At 40.9% G+C, this 19626-nt stretch carries 21 protein-coding genes; 20 read left to right on the top strand and 1 reads right to left on the bottom strand.

The genetic code is table 11. The annotated features are described in order from the left end of the window. A complete protein-coding gene (locus tag J3U73_RS05675) occupies positions 1 to 774 on the bottom strand; it encodes a biotin--[acetyl-CoA-carboxylase] ligase (protein WP_267392390.1) in 774 nt (257 codons plus the stop codon). 314 nt (positions 775 to 1088) lie between these two features. Between J3U73_RS05675 and J3U73_RS05670 the strand changes: the two genes are divergently transcribed. The 20 genes from J3U73_RS05670 (at position 1089) to J3U73_RS05575 (ending at position 19604) form a co-directional block, all read left to right on the top strand. Next, entirely contained in the window at positions 1089 to 1559 is a 471-nt protein-coding gene (locus tag J3U73_RS05670) for a MarR family winged helix-turn-helix transcriptional regulator (RefSeq protein WP_220268471.1), read from the top strand. A 4-nt stretch (positions 1560 to 1563) separates the two neighbouring features. Then, complete coding sequence (locus J3U73_RS05665; protein WP_323848371.1) at positions 1564 to 2538, top strand: beta-ketoacyl-ACP synthase III; 975 nt, start codon at positions 1564 to 1566, stop codon at positions 2536 to 2538. Between the two features lie 26 nt (positions 2539 to 2564). After that, positions 2565 to 2813, top strand: a complete 249-nt coding sequence (locus tag J3U73_RS05660; protein ID WP_103752288.1) for an acyl carrier protein — start codon at positions 2565 to 2567, stop codon at positions 2811 to 2813. A 3-nt stretch (positions 2814 to 2816) separates the two neighbouring features. Next, positions 2817 to 3770 carry an enoyl-[acyl-carrier-protein] reductase FabK gene (gene fabK / locus J3U73_RS05655; RefSeq protein WP_267409825.1) on the top strand — a complete coding sequence of 318 codons (954 nt, stop codon included), beginning with the start codon at positions 2817 to 2819 and terminating at the stop codon, positions 3768 to 3770. Between the two features lie 3 nt (positions 3771 to 3773). Beyond that, positions 3774 to 4703 carry an ACP S-malonyltransferase gene (locus tag J3U73_RS05650; protein WP_220268469.1) on the top strand — a complete coding sequence of 310 codons (930 nt, stop codon included), beginning with the start codon at positions 3774 to 3776 and terminating at the stop codon, positions 4701 to 4703. Next, positions 4703 to 5437, top strand: a complete 735-nt coding sequence (gene fabG, locus J3U73_RS05645; protein ID WP_220220132.1) for a 3-oxoacyl-[acyl-carrier-protein] reductase — start codon at positions 4703 to 4705, stop codon at positions 5435 to 5437. Before J3U73_RS05650 ends, fabG begins: the two co-directional genes overlap by 1 nt. Before the next feature lie 10 nt (positions 5438 to 5447). Next, positions 5448 to 6677 (top strand): beta-ketoacyl-ACP synthase II, encoded by a 1230-nt coding sequence (gene fabF / locus J3U73_RS05640; RefSeq protein ID WP_267409824.1) that lies wholly within the window; start codon positions 5448 to 5450, stop codon positions 6675 to 6677. A gap of 4 nt (positions 6678 to 6681) precedes the next feature. Continuing rightward, a complete protein-coding gene (accB, locus tag J3U73_RS05635; RefSeq protein ID WP_267409823.1) occupies positions 6682 to 7170 on the top strand; it encodes an acetyl-CoA carboxylase biotin carboxyl carrier protein in 489 nt (162 codons plus the stop codon). A 13-nt stretch (positions 7171 to 7183) separates the two neighbouring features. After that, positions 7184 to 7630 (top strand): 3-hydroxyacyl-ACP dehydratase FabZ, encoded by a 447-nt coding sequence (gene fabZ, locus J3U73_RS05630; protein WP_267409822.1) that lies wholly within the window; start codon positions 7184 to 7186, stop codon positions 7628 to 7630. A gap of 12 nt (positions 7631 to 7642) precedes the next feature. Beyond that, positions 7643 to 9046 (top strand): acetyl-CoA carboxylase biotin carboxylase subunit, encoded by a 1404-nt coding sequence (locus J3U73_RS05625; RefSeq protein WP_267409821.1) that lies wholly within the window; start codon positions 7643 to 7645, stop codon positions 9044 to 9046. Beyond that, on the top strand, positions 9036 to 9881 hold the full coding sequence (locus J3U73_RS05620; RefSeq protein ID WP_267409820.1) for an acetyl-CoA carboxylase carboxyltransferase subunit beta: 846 nt from the start codon (positions 9036 to 9038) through the stop codon (positions 9879 to 9881). Before J3U73_RS05625 ends, J3U73_RS05620 begins: the two co-directional genes overlap by 11 nt. Continuing rightward, the gene (gene accA / locus J3U73_RS05615) at positions 9881 to 10651 is read left to right on the top strand and encodes a carboxyltransferase subunit alpha (protein WP_267409819.1); all 771 of its coding nucleotides are present in this window, start codon (positions 9881 to 9883) and stop codon (positions 10649 to 10651) included. The genes J3U73_RS05620 and accA overlap by 1 nt, the downstream gene beginning before the upstream one ends. A gap of 255 nt (positions 10652 to 10906) precedes the next feature. Beyond that, positions 10907 to 11311: a DUF1934 domain-containing protein gene (locus tag J3U73_RS05610; RefSeq protein ID WP_103752298.1), complete on the top strand. Its 405-nt coding sequence runs from the start codon at positions 10907 to 10909 to the stop codon at positions 11309 to 11311. Positions 11312 to 11357: 46 nt separating this feature from the next. Continuing rightward, on the top strand, positions 11358 to 11906 hold the full coding sequence (rpoE, locus tag J3U73_RS05605; RefSeq protein ID WP_103752299.1) for a DNA-directed RNA polymerase subunit delta: 549 nt from the start codon (positions 11358 to 11360) through the stop codon (positions 11904 to 11906). Between the two features lie 117 nt (positions 11907 to 12023). After that, the gene (locus J3U73_RS05600; protein WP_220220125.1) at positions 12024 to 13643 is read left to right on the top strand and encodes a CTP synthase; all 1620 of its coding nucleotides are present in this window, start codon (positions 12024 to 12026) and stop codon (positions 13641 to 13643) included. A 129-nt stretch (positions 13644 to 13772) separates the two neighbouring features. Beyond that, positions 13773 to 15047 (top strand): UDP-N-acetylglucosamine 1-carboxyvinyltransferase, encoded by a 1275-nt coding sequence (locus J3U73_RS05595; RefSeq protein ID WP_220220124.1) that lies wholly within the window; start codon positions 13773 to 13775, stop codon positions 15045 to 15047. Positions 15048 to 15411: 364 nt separating this feature from the next. Beyond that, complete coding sequence (locus J3U73_RS05590; RefSeq protein WP_267409818.1) at positions 15412 to 15621, top strand: hypothetical protein; 210 nt, start codon at positions 15412 to 15414, stop codon at positions 15619 to 15621. A 79-nt stretch (positions 15622 to 15700) separates the two neighbouring features. Beyond that, positions 15701 to 16009, top strand: a complete 309-nt coding sequence (locus tag J3U73_RS05585) for a hypothetical protein (protein ID WP_267409816.1) — start codon at positions 15701 to 15703, stop codon at positions 16007 to 16009. Between the two features lie 246 nt (positions 16010 to 16255). Then, complete coding sequence (locus J3U73_RS05580) at positions 16256 to 16603, top strand: hypothetical protein (protein WP_220268458.1); 348 nt, start codon at positions 16256 to 16258, stop codon at positions 16601 to 16603. Positions 16604 to 16865: 262 nt separating this feature from the next. Further along, entirely contained in the window at positions 16866 to 19604 is a 2739-nt protein-coding gene (locus tag J3U73_RS05575; protein ID WP_267409814.1) for a sigma 54-interacting transcriptional regulator, read from the top strand. The last annotated feature ends 22 nt before the right edge of the window (positions 19605 to 19626 follow it).

Below are 19626 nucleotides of genomic sequence, written 5' to 3'. Positions count from 1 at the left end.
TTAGTGGATTCTAGTAATTTCGCCAGCATTAAATGACTGGCTGCCTGTTTCAGTTTCCAAAACTAAGTTACCCATAGGTGTTAGGTCAACCGCACGTCCTTGAATGGTTGTTTGACCCAGTTGAAGGGTAACTTTTTTGTTTAAAAGCATCATGTGTTTTTTATATTGGGGAAGAAAATCGCTGTGGATAAAATTAGGGATAAAAGAAAATAGGTGGTGGACTAAATTACTAATTAAATGACAAGTTTTTGCAGTAGTCGGCTGGGCAATAAGCAAATTAGTCGCACTGGGTAACTCTTCGCTTAGATGGGCTTGAAAAAGATTGCAGCCAATGCCAATAATTGCAATGCGTGGAGCGGGACTTTCAACTAGAATGCCCGCTATTTTTTTGCCCTGCCAAAAAAGATCATTAACCCATTTGAGCTCTGTTTCTATCTGTAATTCTTGTTTAATGGTTTCGTAAAGCTGCCAAGCAATACCAGTGGTTAACAGGCCCTGATTTTGTCCGGTTAATTGCGGTACTTTAATTACTAATGAAAGATAGATCCCCCCGTAGCGTGAGATGAAGGGGCGCGCACTTTTGCCATAACCGTCTGTCTGCACGTCACTACCAAACAATTTGGGACCGTGATAGCCACTTGCTAAGAACTCTTCTTTAGCAGTTAAATTAGTCGATTGGCATGTTTGCCACCAATTTATTTGTAATGGTAAATCTGCTAACAACATTTTGAGAATCTCTTTTTTATGGGAAGTGCTAGTTTGTTTATTACACATTTTACTGATATAACCTCTTTCAAAAATAATAGTTTGATTATCAAAGTATTTAAAGAAGAAAAATTAATTTAAATTATTAAGATTTTAACCTAAAAAGCGCAAATTACAATATTTATTTGACTTTTTTTACTTAATACAATATCATACTTTCATAATTTATTTTGAAATACAAAGTAAATAAGAAAGATGATGATTGTTGCTTTTAATTTTTAAGTTGTACGATTTTATAAGTCAAAAAGGGAGAGTAGCTGTTTTTTGATTAGTATTAAAGAATAGAAAATCGCAATTTAGTAATAATTATTAACTAAGAGGTGATGCTATTGGAAACAGATTTGAAAAGAATTAATAGCCTGTTAACAACGGTTTATTCCGATATTATGCGCGTAGAAGAACGCGAATTACGTAAAAGCGAGTTTAAAGACATTTCAATTAGAGAACTACACGCAATTGACGCAATTACGATGTATGAGCATAAGACAAGCTCGCAAGTTGCTAGTGAATTAATGGTTACCGTTGGCTCATTGTCAACGATGGTTAATAAGTTGGTGCGCAAAGGTTATGTTATTCGAATTCACGGAGAAGATGATCGCAGAATTATTCGCCTGGGGTTAACCAATCGCGGTCGTTTGATTTACCGAGCACACGACTCGTTTCACCGACACATGGTTAAGAAATTTATCGAAGGTTTTGATGAAGAGCAGATAGCCATTATTGAACGGGCTCTGCTCAATCTAAGGGCTTTTCTCGAATTTCCACCGCATATTGATAACAAGAAGGGGCATTAACCTGATGGGGTTAAAAATTACGCAAACAGCCAGCTATGTACCACCCCAAGTTGTCACAAATGATGACTTGACAGAGATAATGGACACTTCTGATGAATGGATTTCATCCCGCACTGGTATTAAACAGCGCCATGTTTCTCGCGGTGAGCAGACTTCAGATTTAGCTGTTAAGGTGGCGCAAAGTTTACTAAAAAAAGCGGCTGTTGATGCTGATCAAATTGATTTTATTATTGTGGCTACAATGTCACCGGATTTTTTAACTCCTTCGACAGCTGCAATAGTGCAAGGAAAGATTCATGCCCAGCATGCTTTAGCTTTTGACCTTAATTCCGCCTGCTCTGGGTTTATTTACGCCTTGGCCGTTGCGGATAAGTTGCTTGCTGGTCCTTATCGCAGGGGACTGGTCATTGGTGCGGAAGTTTTAACCAAGTTAGTTGACTGGCAAGATCGCTCTACTGCCGTGTTGTTTGGCGATGGTAGTGGTGGCGTACTTGTGGAAAAAGATGTCACCACCGCGGGAATTATTGCTGAAGATTTACGTGCATTTGGTGAACAGGCGGCAATTCTAACCGCCGGCTATCAGCCGACTGTTTCCACCTTTAGCCAAGATGATACTGATCAGCACAAGCACTATTTGGAAATGCAGGGCCGCGATGTTTATACCTTCGCTACACATGAAGTGCCAAGTTCAATTAACCGGGTATTAACACAAGCTAATTGGCAAAAAGATGACGTTGATTGGTATCTTTTGCATCAGGCCAACGGCCGCATTTTAACCGTAATTGCCAAACATCTTAATGAGCCAGTAGCTAAGTTTTTGAATAATGTTGCCCGTTACGGCAACACTTCGGCGGCTAGTGTGGCAATTTTGCTAGACGAATTTGTAACATCGGGTGATATTCAACCCGGCCAGAAATTAATTTTAAGCGGCTTTGGTGGCGGTCTGACGGTTGCCAGCATTGCACTGATTTTTAACTAAAGAAATTAACAAAGGAAGTATACAAGATGACAGAACAAGAAATTTTTGAAAAGGTAAAAGAAATTATTGTTGCCCAAACCGGAGAAAGCGATGCTGCAGTGACGCCGCAAGCAAATATCAAGGATGATTTAAATGCCGATAGTTTGGACGTTTTTGAAGTAATTAATGAATTGGAAGACGAGTTTGACATCAAGATTGAAAGTGAAGATGGTATTCAGACCGTTCAAGATTTAGTTGATTTTGTGCAAAAACAGCTAGCTGCGAAAGAGGGTTAACTCATGGAATTAAGTCCATTAATGAAAAGTTTGGGACTTAACTATCCAATCTTTCAAGGCGGAATGGCTTGGGTTGCTGATGGTAAGTTGGCTGCCAGTGTTTCCAATGCTGGTGGCCTAGGAATTATTGGTGCCGGCAATGCACCAGGCGATGTTGTAGCGGCAGAAATCGAGCGGGCAAAGTCGTTAACTGACCGTCCTTTTGGAGTCAATGTCATGTTGCTATCACCATATGCCGATGATGTGGTTGACGTAATCTTAGCCAATAAGGACAAAGTTGCCGTTGTCACTACTGGTGCCGGCAATCCTTCCAAGTATTTATCCGAATTTAAAAAAGCACAGATTAAGGTAATTCCTGTTGTCGGTTCAGTAGCACTTGCGCGAATGATGGAGCGCATTGGTGCTGATGCTGTCATTGCGGAAGGGATGGAATCTGGTGGTCATATTGGTAAATTAACAACGATGGCACTGGTTCCGCAAGTGGTAGATGCCGTGAAAATTCCGGTAATTGCTGCTGGTGGTATTGGTGATGGTCGTGGTCTTGCAGCTGCATTTATGCTAGGTGCACAAGGTGTTCAAATGGGTACCCGCTTTTTAGTTGCGAAAGAATCAAAGATTCATCCGAATTATAAAAAAGCTGTCTTGCGTGCTAAAGATGCCAGTACGATGGTAACTGGCGAATATGCCGGTCATCCTTCGCGCGTTTTGAAAAATAAGATGGCAAAGGACTATATCAAGCTGGAAAAAGAAGAAGCATTGCAGCCTGAGCCCGATTTTGCCAAATTAGAAGAGATGGGAAGCGGCAGTTTGCGCCGGGCAGTCATCGACGGGGATCCGGATACCGGTTCATTTATGGCCGGTGAAATTTCCGGCATGGTGCATGAAGAACAACCAGCTGCGGAGATTTTGGCTGAAGTAGCTGAACAAGCAGAAAAACTATTGACTGGCGGTCGTTAAGCAATGATTGGATTACTATTTAGTGGACAAGGAGCACAAAAAACCGGGCTTACGCTAGATTTATATCAATCAGTACCGCAGTATCGTCAGTTGATTGATCAGGCCAGCAATATTTTGCAGTTTGACTTACCTGACCTACTTTATGATCAGGCACAAGCACAACGATTGGCGGCAACTGAATATGCACAGCCAGCTATCTTAGCAGTGAGTTATGCACTTAACCAAGTATTGCAAGATAGCGTAGATATACCTGCTTTTGGCATTGGTCTTAGTTTAGGCGAATACAGTGCACTTGCGAGTGCGCATAACATTGATTTTGTTTCAGCTTTACGGCTTATCCAAAAACGCGGCGAACTAATGGGAAAAGCAAGCAAGCAACATCCTGGTGTGATGGTGGCCGTGATGAAAAGTTCGCTACCTAAAATTAAGACGGTTTTAGCAACTGTCCAAGATTTAGGAGAAATCGGCATTGCTAACGTTAATACCCCAAAGCAAGTGGTAATTGGCGGGGCGGAAAAGCCTGTCACCAAGGCATGTAGTGAGTTAACTGCTCAGGGTGCGCGGGTAGTGCCGCTGCGGGTTAGCGGAGCTTTTCACACTCCGTTAATGCAGTCGATTCAGTCAGATCTTAATGCCGAATTAAGGCAAGTTAACTGGCAAAAAGGGCGCTTTCCGGTATACAGTACAACGACGCAAACAGAATTTACGCCCGCGAATTTGACGACAAATTTAACTAATCAGCTAGTGAGTTCAACTTATTTTGCTAAGACATTAATGCAGCACCAAGATAAATTAACCGCGGTAGTCGAGCTTGGTCCCGGTCAAACTTTACTGTCTTTTGCCCGTAAAGTGGTTGTTGGTGTGCCAACTTACCGCACGGATAGTTGTGCTGACATGCAAGCTGCAGTTAGTGCATTGGAGGCAATGAAATAATGGATTTAAAAGATAAAGTTGTTTTGATAACAGGCAGCTCACGCGGCATTGGTCTGGCTATCGCACAAGCTTTTGCGCAAAATCATGCCAAGATTGTTTTAAATGCGCGTAAACCGGTAGCACCAGCAATCATTACAGAACTAAAAAAATATGGTAATGATGTAATTGATCTTAGCGCCGATATAACGGATGTCTCTGCTGTCAAAGAAATGATTGCCCAGATTTATGCCCAATTTAATCAGTTAGATGTCGTGGTTAATAATGCCGGAATTGTCAAGGATGGCTTGTTGAACCGAATGTCAGAAGAAGATTTTCAAAGCGTGATTGATACTAATCTGATTGGTACGTTTAATGTTATCAGACAAGCAGTCAGACCAATGTATAAGCAGCGCAGTGGTTGTTTTATCAATCTGGCAAGTGTAATTGGGTTGACCGGTAATATTGGGCAAGCAAATTATGCCGCCAGTAAGGCAGGAGTAATCGGCTTAACCAAGTCTGTTGCAAAAGAAGTTGCCATGCGTAACTTGCGGTGCAACGCGATTGCACCCGGAATGATTGCTACTCAGATGACCCAAAATCTTAGTTCTAAATTGGAGCAGCAGATAATTGACCAGATTCCACTTAAGCGTCTAGGCCAAGTGGAAGAAGTGGCGCAGGCGGCTATTTTCTTAGCTCAAAGTGATTATATAACCGGCCAAACAATTACCGTCGATGGCGGTTTAACCATGCAGTAAAGGAGAGGCTATGACAAGAGTAGTAGTTACGGGAATGGGAGCTCTAACTCCCATTGGTAATGATTTAGCCAGCTTTCAAGCAGGTTTAAACAAGCAGCAAGTCGGTTTTGCGCCAATTTCCTATTTTGATGCCAGTTCTACTGGCGTAACCTTAGCTGGACAATTGAAGGATTTCAATCCTCTGAAGTATTTAGCTAAAAAAGATACGAGGCGGATGGATCGGTTTACGCAATATGCGATGTATGCGACGGCCGAGGCCATTCAGCAAGCCGGTATTAATGAAACAAATACCAGTAGTGAACGTCTGGGTGTTATTTGGGGTAGCGGCATTGGCGGCTTGACTACGATTCAAGAACAGGTAATCAAGTGGCATGATAAAGGTCTTGACCGGGTTTCACCGATGTTTATCCCAACGGCGATTGCAAATATGGCCGCTGGCAACATTTCAATTAAATACAACGCGCAAGCAATCAGTACAACAATTGTTACGGCCTGCAGCTCAGCTACAAATGCAATTGGCGAAGCCTTTCGGCAAATAAAGGATGGTCATGCTGATGTCATGATTACCGGCGGATCGGAATCAGCAATTAATGAAAGCGGCATTGCCGGTTTTGCGGCAATTGCAACTTTGGCAACAGCGACAGATCCCCAAAGAGCCAGTATTCCGTTTGATCAAGACCGTTCTGGCTTTGTGATGGGTGAGGGTGCTGGTTCAATCATCCTTGAGTCACTGGAACATGCGCAAAAAAGGGGCGCTAAAATATGGGGCGAGATTGTTGGTTACGGAGTCAGTTCTGATGCTTACCATATTACATCGCCTGATCCTGCAGGTACGCAAGCGGCCCGCGCAATGAAGTTGGCGCTTACGGAAGGTAAAATTGCACCAGAACAGGTCGGCTATATTAATGCTCATGGTACAAGTACAAAGGCTAATGATATAGCAGAAGCAAAGGCAATTAACCAGGTCTTTGGAGCGGATAGCAATGTTCTCGTTTCAAGTACCAAGAGCATGACCGGTCACTTGCTAGGAGCTGCTGGTGCTGTTGAAGCTATTGCCACCATTTTGGCTCTTAATTCGGGTCAATTACCAGTTAATGTGGGGCTCAAGCAGCAAGATCCGCAGTGTGCAATCAATTTGGTTACTAAAAATAATTGCCACCAGCAGGTTGATTACGCCTTAAGTAATTCGTTTGGCTTTGGTGGTCATAACGGGGTAATTGCAATAAAAAGATGGGGGTGATTAGATGAAATTTGCGGAAATTCAAGAATTAATCGCACAAATTGATCAAAGTGAAATTCAAAAGCTTGAGTTGGACTTTGAAGGTGGCCATATTTTAATTGATAAACGAGACATCGTTGACCAGCCGGTTCAGGTAACCGGCACAGGTGAAGAAGTTGCTAAGCAGCAGGAGCAAGCCAGCCCCGCACTGCCGAAAGCTTCAGCCAAGGCAGTCCCTGAGTCTGCTAAACAAGCTACTGAGGTAAAAGCTAATACAGTGCAAGTTAAGGCGCCACTGGTTGGTATCGTCTATTTGCAGCCAAGTCCCGATAAACCGCAATATAAAAAAGTTGGCGATCATGTTCAAAAGGGCGAAGTTGTTTGCTTGATTGAAGCGATGAAAATGATGACTGAGATCAAAAGCACTAGCAGTGGAACAATTACTGAAATTTTGGTGGCTAATGAAGAAGTGGTTGAGTACGATCAACCATTGATGACGATTATTCCTGATTAAAGGAGTGCAAATGATGAGTGAAAAAGAAACTAAGCAAGCCTTATCAAGTCAGGAAATTCAGCAAATTTTGCCTCACCGCTACCCAATGCTCTTGATTGATCAAGTGCTTGATTATCGCCCGGGAGAATATGCCCATGCGCGCAAGAACACAACCATTAATGAAAGCTATTTTCAGGGTCATTTCCCCGATAACCCCGTCATGCCCGGTGTATTAATTACCGAGGCTTTAGCGCAGACTGGAGCAGTTGCCTTGCTATCCATGCCGGAGTTTACTGGTAAAACCGTTTATTTTGGCGGAATAAAAAATGCCCGTTTTCGGACTATGGTTAAACCTGGCGACACCCTAGATTTAACAGTTGAACTAGATAAATTGCGTGGCTCGGCCGGAATAGGACTAGCAAAGGCGACCGTTAATGGTAAAGTGGCATGCACGGCCGAATTAATTTTTGCCATACAGTAAAGTAGGATAAACATGTTTAGTAAAGTATTAATCGCTAATAGAGGAGAAATCGCAGTTCGCATCATTCATGCTTTACATGAGTTAGATATTACTGCGGTGGCAGTATACTCAACTGCCGATAAAGACTCCCAACACGTCAAAGAAGCGGACGAGGCTGTCTGTATTGGTCAGCCTCAGCCGGCACAATCATATTTAAATATGCAAAACATTATTAGTGCGGCTCTTTTAACCGGAGCACAAGCTATTCATCCCGGCTATGGCTTTTTATCTGAAAGTTCGGAATTTGCCCAGATGTGTGCTGAATGTCACCTGGTTTTTATTGGACCGCAGGCCAAGACCATTTCGCTTATGGGAAATAAAGCCAACGCGCGGGAAACAATGCGGCAACATGGAGTTCCCGTTATTCCTGGCAGCACTGGTCCCGTTAAAGATACTGCCCAAGCCCTAACTGTAGCTAATAAAGTAGGTTTTCCTGTAATGCTTAAGGCTGTTGCTGGTGGTGGCGGAAAAGGAATCAGGAAAGTTAAGCGTCCCGAAGATTTACCACAGGCATTCAGTCAGGCCCAAGAAGAAGCAAAACTTTCTTTTGGCGATGATTCGATGTACCTTGAAAAAATCATTTCACCAGCCAAGCATATTGAGGTGCAGATTATTGCAGATCAAGCGGGTCAGGTCGTGGCTTTGCCTGAGCGTGACTGCTCAATGCAGCGTAATCAGCAAAAAGTGCTTGAAGAAACGCCTTGTTCACAGATTAATGATCAAGAACGGCAATACTTGCAAAGGATTACGTCCAAGGCAATTAAGGCTATTCACTATGAAAATGTGGGAACAATTGAGTTCTTAATGGATCCAGCACATCATTTTTACTTTATGGAAATGAATACGCGTATTCAAGTCGAGCACTCGATTACTGAAGAAGTTGCACAAATTGATCTTGTCAAAGAGCAACTCCATATTGCTGCCGGGGATGATTTAAGTATTACCCAAGATGATGTCCATCTGCATGGTGCCGCCATCGAAGCCCGAATTAATGCCGAAGATCCACTTCACCATTTTCGTCCGCAAGCCGGTAAAATCAAGCAGATGTCTTTGCCCAGCGGCTTAGGTATCAGAATTGAGAGTGGTGTCAACAGTGGGGATCAAGTCTCACCTTTTTATGATTCCATGATTATTAAAATTATCGCTCATGCCGATAATCGTTCGCTGGCCATCAGACGGTTATTAGACGCCTTAAGTGAGTTTTCAATCACGGGTCTGAAAACTAACCGCGACTTTTTAGTGGCGTTATTAACCGATTCGGCTTTTCAAAGTGGTAACTACTTGACCACCTACATTGATCAACAGTTTTTACCTTATTATATTAAGCAGGAAAAAGAAAAAGCTGGCGCTAAGGAGGCTGTGACAGATGGCAATTAAGTTCTCTAAGCATCCTCACCACGCATTAGCCAATTACCAGGAAAATGTACCACAGGGAATCTTTCGGATTTGTCCGCAGTGTAAGACCAAATTTTATTTTCGCAAATTAGGCAAATACCGTTTGTGTCCTAACTGCGGCTACGGCTTCCGGGTAACTGCCAGAACAAGGCTTAAAATGCTGACCAAAGAGTTCAGCGAATGGGATGAAACAATTGCGACAACTGATCCTCTGGCTTTTCCCCAATATCAAGCCAAAATTAAGCAAATGCAGACCAAAACTAAGCTTAAGGATGCCGTTTTAACTGGACAAGCTAAAATTGGTGGCTATGAAACGGCTCTTGGCATTATGGATCCTGATTTTATCATGGGAAGTTTAGGAAGTGCCACGGGTGAGCGGATTACGAAAATGTTTGAGCGGGCAACCGCGGAAAAACTACCGGTCATCATGTTGACAGCTTCTGGTGGGGCTAGGATGCAGGAAGGAATTACTTCGTTGATGCAAATGGCCAAGATTTCTCAGGCAGTCAACCAGCACCGCGAAGCAGGACTGGTTTATATTGTAATCATGATGGATCCGACAACTGGCGGTGTAACTGCCAGTTTTGCTTCCCAAGGTGATGTTATTCTTGCCGAGCCCCATGCTTTGGTTGGCTTCGCTGGTCGGCGGGTAATTGAACAGACAATTAATAAAAAATTGCCGCCAAATTTTCAAAGTGCTGAAAATGCATTTGCTAACGGCTTTATTGATGCTATTGTGCCCCGAACTGAACAGAAAGAATGCCTAGAACAGCTCTTGGCAATTTTTGCCGCTAAAAAGTGGGAGGGAGCGAGCTAATGGCAAATGACAAAATTATTGCCATCATGAATGGTGCCCGTAGTGATAGCAAAACTGACATGAACAAACTGGTAAAACAGCTCTTTCCTGATTTTTTCGAAATGCATGGTGACCGGGCAACCGGTGACGACGCCGCAATTATTGCCGGCTTTGCGACAATTAACGGCCGTAGTGTTGCCGTTATTGCAACTAATAAGGGGCAAGAACTGGACAAGCGGTTAGCGACGAACTTTGGTAGCCCGCTACCGTGTGGTTACCGTAAGGCTAACCGAATAATGAAAACTGCGGCTAGTTTGAACATTCCAGTGATTACATTAATAAATACACCCGGAGCATACCCGGGAGCTGACGCGGAAAAAAGTGGTCAGGGGCAAGTCATTGCCCAAAGTATTAGTGAGATGCTTCAGCTTAAGGTGCCGCTATTAACTGTTATTGTGGGTGAGGCTGGCTCCGGTGGCGCGCTTGCTTTGGCCTGCAGTGACGAAATTTGGATGCTTGAGCACAGTATGTACACCGTCTTGTCGCCAGAAGGCTTTGCCTCAATTATGTGGAAAGATGGTAAACTAGCTAGTCAAGCTGCCGAATTAATGCATATTGAGCCGCAGTGGCTGAAAGAACACGGTGTAATTGAACGTGTTTTACCTGAAGATGTGTTAGCTCAGGATGCGGTTAAATTGCGGCAATTGCTTGCGCAAAAAATTGCCGCTTTTGCTAAAGTGTCAGTTAATGAGTTGCTGACTAAGCGTAAGGCCCGCTTTCGGCAATTTTGAGTTTGCTTCAGTTATGCTGGCAAGTGCCATAATTGCACTAAGTTGATTGCAACTAGGGTTTGCTTTACTGGCGAAAATCGGCTTTTTACTTTATAATAATGACAATAAGCAGTCGACTTCTGCTCGATTAAAAACTTTTAAGTTGGCCAGTTTGACTGTAAGATTTTAGCTAATCTAGATGGTTAGCTTTTTTTATTTAACAAACCGAGTTGCTGGTGCCAGCTTTTGGTTAAGATGAGGAATTTAAGTTAAGTCATGACTAAAGTAAAAATTGCGTTTACTAGTACAATTAAACAAGAAAAGGAAAGCGAAACTTTTCGCAAGTCTGGTACTGGCGAATTAACCGAGCATAATGGGATTACCCGTGTCTCTTATCTGGAAGACGGCGAAGTGCCCGTTAAGCTTTTAATTAAAGAAAATGATGTGATCATTAGACGTGGTGATTCTGCCAGTGATTATTCACAACTCCACTTTAGTGTGGGCCAGAAAAAGGAATGTCGTTACGTAGCCCAAGGTTATCAGATGGATTTAACTAGTAGGGCTAAAATAATTAAATTTTTCCCTAAAATTGATGGATCTAGGGAACTTCACATTGAATATGACCTCTTTAGTGGTCTATACTTAGTAGGAAATTATACCGTCACGTTGATTTTTACTTAAACGCCTAGTAAAATAAGAAGGATTGTTAAAAGAGAGGAATGCAATTGTGGGATTAAACGACTTTAAAGACAAAAATCGTAATGAATTATCAATGATTGAAGTTGCTCGCGCAATTTTGGAAGATAACAATAAGAGAATGGCTTTTGCCGATATTGTTAATGAAGTACAAAAGTACTTGGGTGAGAGCGACGAGGAAATTCGGGAGCGTTTACCCCAATTTTATACTGACTTGAACACTAATGGTGAGTTCATTTCAATGGGTGAAAATGTTTGGGCTTTGCGCTCATGGTTTCCTTATGAGTCAGTTGACGAAGAAGTCAACCACCCTGAAGATGAGGATGAAGAAGATACCCGTGCTCACCATAAGAAGGTCAATGCTTTCTTAGCAAGTGCTACTGGTAGCGATGATATTATCGATTACGATAATGATGATCCAGAAGATGAAGATCTTGATGCTACCGCTGATGACGATGCTGACGACTTTGGCGAAGATGACGATTTCGTTGATACGGATGACGAAGATGATGAGGACTTGCCTGACGGTATCGAAGGTCAATTATCTGAATTAAATGATGACGACGATGAAGATGAATAATTTTTCTTGACTTCATGTCTGAAAATGATAGTATTTTACTTGGGCACCCTATGTGCGTTTATGCTCCCGCAAGGGAGCTTTTTTTATTTTTTATTTTTTGCAAAAGGAGTTTGGCTAATGACAAAATATATCTTCGTTACTGGCGGTGTTGTTTCTTCTCTGGGTAAAGGAATCACTGCTTCAAGTCTCGGCCGGTTGTTAAAGAATCGGGGCTTAAAGGTAACTATGCAAAAGTTCGATCCCTACATCAATATTGATCCAGGTACAATGAATCCTTACCAACACGGCGAGGTTTTTGTCACTGATGACGGTACTGAAGCGGACCTTGATTTAGGTCACTATGAGCGGATTGTTGACGTACGGACAAGTAAATATTCGAACGTAACAACTGGGAAAATTTACAAAGAAGTATTAGAAAAAGAACGTCGTGGTGATTATCACGGAGCTACTGTTCAGGTTATTCCGCACATCACGGACATGATTAAGCAAAAAATCATGCGGGCAGGGCTGACGACTGATTCTGATGTGGTTATTTCTGAAATTGGTGGTACGGTCGGTGATATCGAGTCGACCCCATTTATGGAAGCAATTAGACAAATGCGGCGCGAAGTTGGGGAAGAAAACGTGATGTACATTCACTGTACATTGGTACCTTACCTGCACGCTGCCCAAGAAATGAAGACTAAACCAACACAGCACTCAGTAGCCGAACTCCGTAGTATTGGTATTCAGCCTAACATGTTGGTTTTACGGGCAGAAATGCCAATTGACCAAGAACATAAGGACAAGATTTCTAACTTTACAGATGTTCCGGTTGATCGGATTATTGAATCCATCAACGCACCATCACTCTTTGACTTGCCACTAGCATTCCAAGAGCAAGGCATGGACCAAAAGGTTTGTGACTTCTTACACCTGCAAAGTCCGAAAAAGGAAGCTGACATGGCTGAATGGATTCGGCTTGATGAGCGAGTTAAGAACCTGAAGTACAAGACTAAGATTACTTTGGTTGGAAAATACGTAGAACTTGAAGATGCCTACATTTCAGTTACTGATGCCTTGAAGCACGCTGGTTATTCATACAACACTAATGTTGAAATTAATAAGGTGCAAGCAGAGGATATTACTGAAGATAATATTGCTGACTTTATGAAGGGCTCAGATGGATTAATCGTTCCTGGTGGCTTTGGTACGCGTGGTTTAGAAGGTATGATCACCGCGATCAAGTATGCACGGGAAAATGACATTCCATTCTTAGGTGTTTGCTTAGGAATGCAAATGGCAACGGTTGAATTTGCTCGTGATGTCCTAGGCTATCGTGATGCTAACTCAATCGAAGCAGATCCTGAAACAACTCATAATGTAATTGATATCATGGCAGATAAACGGGATGAAGAAAACATTGGTGGTACTTTGCGTCTTGGCTTATACCCAACTGCCTTAAAGCCTGGAACTAAGACCGCTGCTGCTTATGGTAACCAAGAAGTTATCCAAGAGCGTCACCGTCACCGTTACGAATTCAACAATGAATACCGTGAAGCATTTGAAAAAGCCGGTATGACTTTCTCTGGTGTTTCTCCAGATAATCACTTAGTTGAAGTAATTGAAATAACTAAGAACAAATTCTTCGTTGCTGCGCAATATCACCCTGAATTTTTGAGTAGACCACAAAGACCAGAAGGCTTATATAAGGCATTTATTGGTGCAGCTTGTGGATTACCAGAACAGAAATTGTAATGCGTGTAGTTGAATAATACAAAAATCTTAATTTTTAAGCAGGGAGGACAGAAGTCTTCTCTTGTTTTTTCTGTTAAATTCCTTTAACATTATTATGACTAATCGAAATAGAAAAGGATTTTTTCGCCAATGAAGCAAATGATAATTCATGGTGGAAAGCCCCTACAGGGTGATGTCTGGATTGGTGGTGCAAAGAATTCCACTGTAGCACTGATTCCGGCATCAATTTTGTCGCGTACACCGGTAACTTTGGAAGGCGTTCCGAGGATTGCTGATGTCGACAACTTAATGGACTTGTTAAATGAAATGGATGTTAAAAGTGATTTTCAGAAAACCACTTTGCATATTGATCCCGAGAACATTAAGATGAGCCCATTGCCAAGCGGTAAAATCAAGAGCTTGCGTGCTTCATATTATTTTATGGGTGCTCTTCTTGGCCGGTTTGGTAAGGCTGTTGTGGGCTTCCCTGGTGGGGATGATATTGGACCCCGCCCCATTGACCAACACATTAAAGGCTTTGAAGCCTTAGGCGCATGTGTCACAAATGAAAATGATCAAATAACAATTACGGCTCCCGCGACCGGTCTAAAGGGAGCGACTATCCACTTAGAGATGCCGTCAGTTGGTGCGACGATGAACATTATTATGGCTTCAGTTACGGCACAAGGGCAAACAGTCATTGAAAATGCTGCTAAAGAGCCGGAAATAATTGATCTTGCGACTTTTCTTAACAACATGGGAGCAACCATTCGTGGTGCTGGGACCGACTCAATCAGAATTGAGGGCGTGGAAAAGCTGGAGGCCAGAGCCCCACATACAATTATTCCGGATCGAATTGAAGCTGGAACTTATATTTCACTTGCTGGCTGCATTGGTAATGGTATTTGTATTCACAACATTATTGAGGAACACCTAGATTCTTATTTAGCAAAAGTAGAGGAAATGGGTGTTGTGATTGATGCTGATGAGGATTCTCTGTATGTTTATCCTGCAGGTGATTTAAAAATGACACAGATCAAAACCGGTGCTTACCCTGGTTTTGCAACCGATCTGCAGCAACCGGTCACGCCACTTTTACTTACCGCTAAGACCGGCGAAGGGGTAATAATTGATCGTATTTACCCTAAGCGGGTTGGCCATATTGAGCAGCTGCGGAAAATGGGAGCTGACATCAAGGTTGAAGATGATATCATCCTAGTGCACCCAACTTCTAAATTGCATGGTGCAACAGTTTCCGCTGGTGAGATTCGGGCCGGTGCTTGTCTAATGATTGCCGGCCTAATGGCCCATGGTGAAACTATTATTAATAATGCTGGCAATATCTTGCGTGGTTATGACCGGGTTCAGGAAAAACTGCGTTTGCTCGGCGCTGATGTGACAATTCAAGATGTACCAGATAAATAAAAAACTGCGCTCTGTCGAATCTTCCAAAAGGGAAAGCAGATAGAACAGATAATTTAGGCATCAAGCTATTAGATAGCTTGGTGCTTTTTCTTTGCCCGAGCTGATCAAAAAATTTTCAACCCAGTCCTTTAATTGAAAACTATTTATTCTGTCTCTTAGTGCTTGCTTAAATTAAATAACTAGCTTTTTAATATATTTGTAGTATTGTATTCATAATCAATATTAACTTTATTGAAGTACTTTGAATAGTTTTGATGCTCATCGAACTAAGAAAAAATAAATTTTGCTTAGAGAAAAGTATTTTTGGTAATAATTGGAGAAATAAAAAAATGAAGACAGGAATAAAAAGGTAACTAAACTTGCTGTGATTACAGTATTTTGTGGGATTGCCAATTCAACAATTTTACCAGCAAGCGATGTAGCTGCAGCAACTACGGTCAAGGCACTATATTCAACAGCGAAAAAATGGACTGCAAAGTTAGCAAAAGCTGGCTATGTCTTTGAATTGCCGAATGCTGTAAAAGGGGGCGCTCTATCATCAAGCAGGAAAACCTTATCGGCAAAAAACGCTTAAAAAGATTGTTAAAAATCAGCCACTTTTTAAGGTTAAACGTGTTAATAAGATTCATAATGATGTATCTGTTGACTTAGTGTTGAAGAATGGCAAGTACAAGGGCAATACGGTATACATTAATGGTATCTTAAATCACAACTCAAAAATAAAAGAACTTCAGCAACTAATTAAAGCAGAATTATGGGTAATGGATGCTAGAGGCGACCAACGGCCGACAGCTGAACTGCTTAAGCAGGCTGAGCAAATTGCCACTGGATTAATAGGGAAAAACAAGCAGATTGCGTTAACCTCAATCAAGCAGCTAAAGGAATTTATTAAATATGGCACAATGGCTGAAACACCGGATCTTTTGGTTGGTAGCTGGCCTAATGACGATTTGGATAATTAAGTCACGACTTGAGTAATGCTTTGCAATTAGTAATCATAAAATCAACAACGAATAAGAGATACGTTCTTTTATTCGTTTTTTGTTATTTGCGATCTCAATAATCAGGTAAAAAGGCGAAAAGCTACTTAGTAATAAATATGATTAATTTTTAAAGCGCTTGCAAAAATAGGGTATAACTTCTAGAATGAAATTAATTATTAGCTGAGCTTATTTTTAAGTCAGAGATGAAAGAAAGGAATTATCATTGTGAATCGTGACTTAATGGACATTATCAGCAACTTAACAATGTCATATGGGATAATCGGAATATTGTATTATGTGCTCAAATATAAGAACAGCGATCACTTTCCCCTGAATTTTGCGGCTTTATCAAAAAAGATTCAGGTTCTTTTTATAATTTTAATGGCTATTCCGTGGTTTCTTCCTGCCAGAGCAATTCTCTTTCCGTTGACGCCACGCTTATCCATGTACTACAGTCGTTTAATTGGAAACATTAGTCTGTTTCCATTGGCCGCAGTTATTACTGATGTTCTGCTATATCTATTTACTAAATTATTCAGAGAAAGAACTAACAGAAAAGCTAAAAATAGTTAATTAATCTAAGTCTTGAAAAAACATTTTCGAGGCTTTTTTAGTTCACACTAGTATGTCATTTTTCACAGTAAAAAAAGCTGAAATTTTTATTTAAATTGAGCAAACGTGCTCTTGCTTAATATCTGTGACTTTTATCATCTAAGTTTTGTCTATCGCTTACTTTCACAGTAGAACACGCACTATTTGTAGAAAGAATTGCGGTAAAATGTCCTTTGAAAGCGATTTATCTTGAAAATGAAAGGGCAGAGAAGTTGAGGAGAATATGCTAAAAAATGATGTACTGGCTTATCTTAAAAAGCAAACTAAGACGCTTGATTTAGATCATCTTGACAAGCGGTTTACGGCTGGCGGTATTGCTCAAGCACTTAATGCAAAGCGCAATACTGTCAGCCTTTATTTAAACCAATTAACAAATGAGCATAAATTAGTAAAGGTTCAAACACGCCCAGTGCGTTTTATTCACAGAGCCCAGTTTGAAAAAAGCAATTATGCGTTAAAAAAAGATACTTATTTAACAGTTGCTCAGTTAGAACAAGAAAATAACAACCAAGATATTTTAAAAAGTTTTGCGCAAATAAATCCTAGTCTAAAAGAAAGTGTCGAACGTGTTCGGGCTGCTGTTTTATATCCTAATAACGGACTACCATTGCTTATTACAGGTGAAAGCGGCACTGGTAAAAGTTATTTAGTTGGGTTAATCAATCGGTTTTGTCGGACGAATAAATTAATTAAGACAACTGCACCATTTGTTACAGTTAACTGTGCCCAATATGCTGATAATCCGGAATTGCTTACTAGCAACTTATTTGGGTATAAGAAGGGTGCATTCACAGGTGCAGATCAAGATCATGACGGGGCGTTTGTTGAAGCAAACGGTGGCATTTTATTTTTAGATGAAGTTCACCGTCTGGGACCAAAAGGGCAGGAGAAATTGTTTACTTATCTTGATCAAGGACTGGTTTATCCAGTCGGTGAAACAAGTCACGGCAAAAGGGTAAGTGTCCGTTTGTGCTTTGCGACTACTGAGGAAGTAGAAAATAACTTTTTAACTACTTTTATGCGTAGAATACCGGTTAAGATTAGCTTGCCGCCACTAAGTCAGCGAAGTCGGGAAGAAAGACTGAATTTAATTTATACCTTACTTTGTAATGAACAGCGTGAGATTGCAAAACCAATTACTGTTAGTGATCAGGTGCTTGAAATGCTGGCTAATTATCTTCCTGTTGGAAATATTGGCGACTTGAAAAATGCCGTCAAATTAACAATTGCCCGTGCTAATGCCGATGAAAAAAAGGCGAATAAATTGACACTGACAGCTTATAATTTACCAGTCGACGTTTTAATGAGAAGTAAAACAGAATCATATCTGTCCGCTAAAAAACCACTGCAAATTACTGATGAAACTGAACCAGCCGACCTGATTGCCCGCAGTTTTCCTGAAAAGAAGATTTTTCTTCATAGTCTAGAGCGCTTGTTAACGACCTATGAACAAAGTAATAATCATTTGCCAAACTGTGAATCAAAGCTGAAGCAAATTGTCTACCAGCTATTCGATACTTTATTATTTGAGAAAAATGCCAGTAAGCAGCTTCCCTTATTGTCCTATGTAATTGAGCACCTTAAGCATCTTTTTGAGCAGTTACAAAATGCTTATCAATTGCAGGTAAGTGGCAATGCCATTTATGCAATTAGTTATTATCTCTTTGAGCGCCAAAAAATTCAGTGGAATATCGATGAGGTTAGGCAAAAAAATGCGTTGCACAGTTTATATCAGGAAGTACGCCAGCGCTATCCTGAGGTTTATGCTTATGTCGGTAAATTGCTGCTATTAATCAAAAATAATTTAGAAATTGAATTAAATGAAGTTGACTATATTTTCTTATCAATTTATCTCAATAAGCTCGAAATTATTACTAAAACTGGGCTAATAAAGGCAATCGTATTGGCTCATGGTTACGCGACGGCTGGCAGTATTGCCAATGTGGTCAACCGACTTTTAAATGCCCATACTCTTGACGCTTTTGATATGCCAATTAATGTTAGTACACAACAGATTGCTAATAAAATAATTGATTACAGTGAAAATAATGATGTTAGTCATGGCCTAATTATTTTAGTTGACATGGGCTCATTACAAGAAATTGAAAAACTATTTCCCCGCCAGCTTGATGCACCGCTGTTGTTGATCAATAACGTTTCGACATCACTAGCTTTAATAGTTGGCGAAAGCATTTTACAAAAACGCAGTTTTCGCGAAATTGGCCAGTTAGCACAACAAAAAAGCAAGGTTGAAATTAAGCTAACCTATCCGGCTAAGCGGCGTCAACAAGTAATTCTGACTACTTGCTATTCAGGAATTGGTACGGCAACTCATGTGGCGCGGCTATTAGAGCGCTGCATGCCCAGCAGTAGTAAAATCAAGATTATTCCGTATGATTACCAAGCCTTAAAGGATCCACATAAGGTAAAAGTGGTTAATAAAATGTATGATGTTATCGGCATTGTCGGTACGGAAAACCCAGAAATTCCGGGGCTAGATTTTATTCATCTTGAAAAAATATTGTCTGATAAGGGGACTGCTAAGCTGCAAAAATGGCTGACTAAGTCTTTCACGGTGCCAGAGATTAAACTCATTATGAATAATTTGGTTAAGAATTTTTCTCTTGAACGTACGATTAATATGGTGACTATCCTTGACGCACCTAAAGTGATTGAAAACATTACTATTTTTTTACAGGAACTTGAGCGGCGCTTTTCAATATCTTTGTCTAATCAGAAAAAATTTACCTTGTACGTGCATATTAGCTACTTAATTGAACGACTAATCAGAAAGGAGAAAAATGATCTTGATCCCGAATATGCCAAGACGTATGCACACAAATATGCAACAGATCTTAAAATTATCAAAGCTGCTTTTAGTGTGATTATTGACAATTATAATGTGAAAATTCCAGTGTCTGAGTTAATTTATATTGACCAAATAATTTTTAATCACCAATAAAATAGCATGTTAGTTAGTATTT

Origin of the sequence: Lactobacillus sp. B4005 (genome assembly GCF_026536045.1) — a bacterium.
Classification (GTDB): Bacteria; Bacillota; Bacilli; order Lactobacillales; family Lactobacillaceae; genus Lactobacillus; species Lactobacillus panisapium.
Note: the sequence above shows the minus strand (reverse complement) of the source record. Positions and strands in the feature narration are given on the sequence as shown.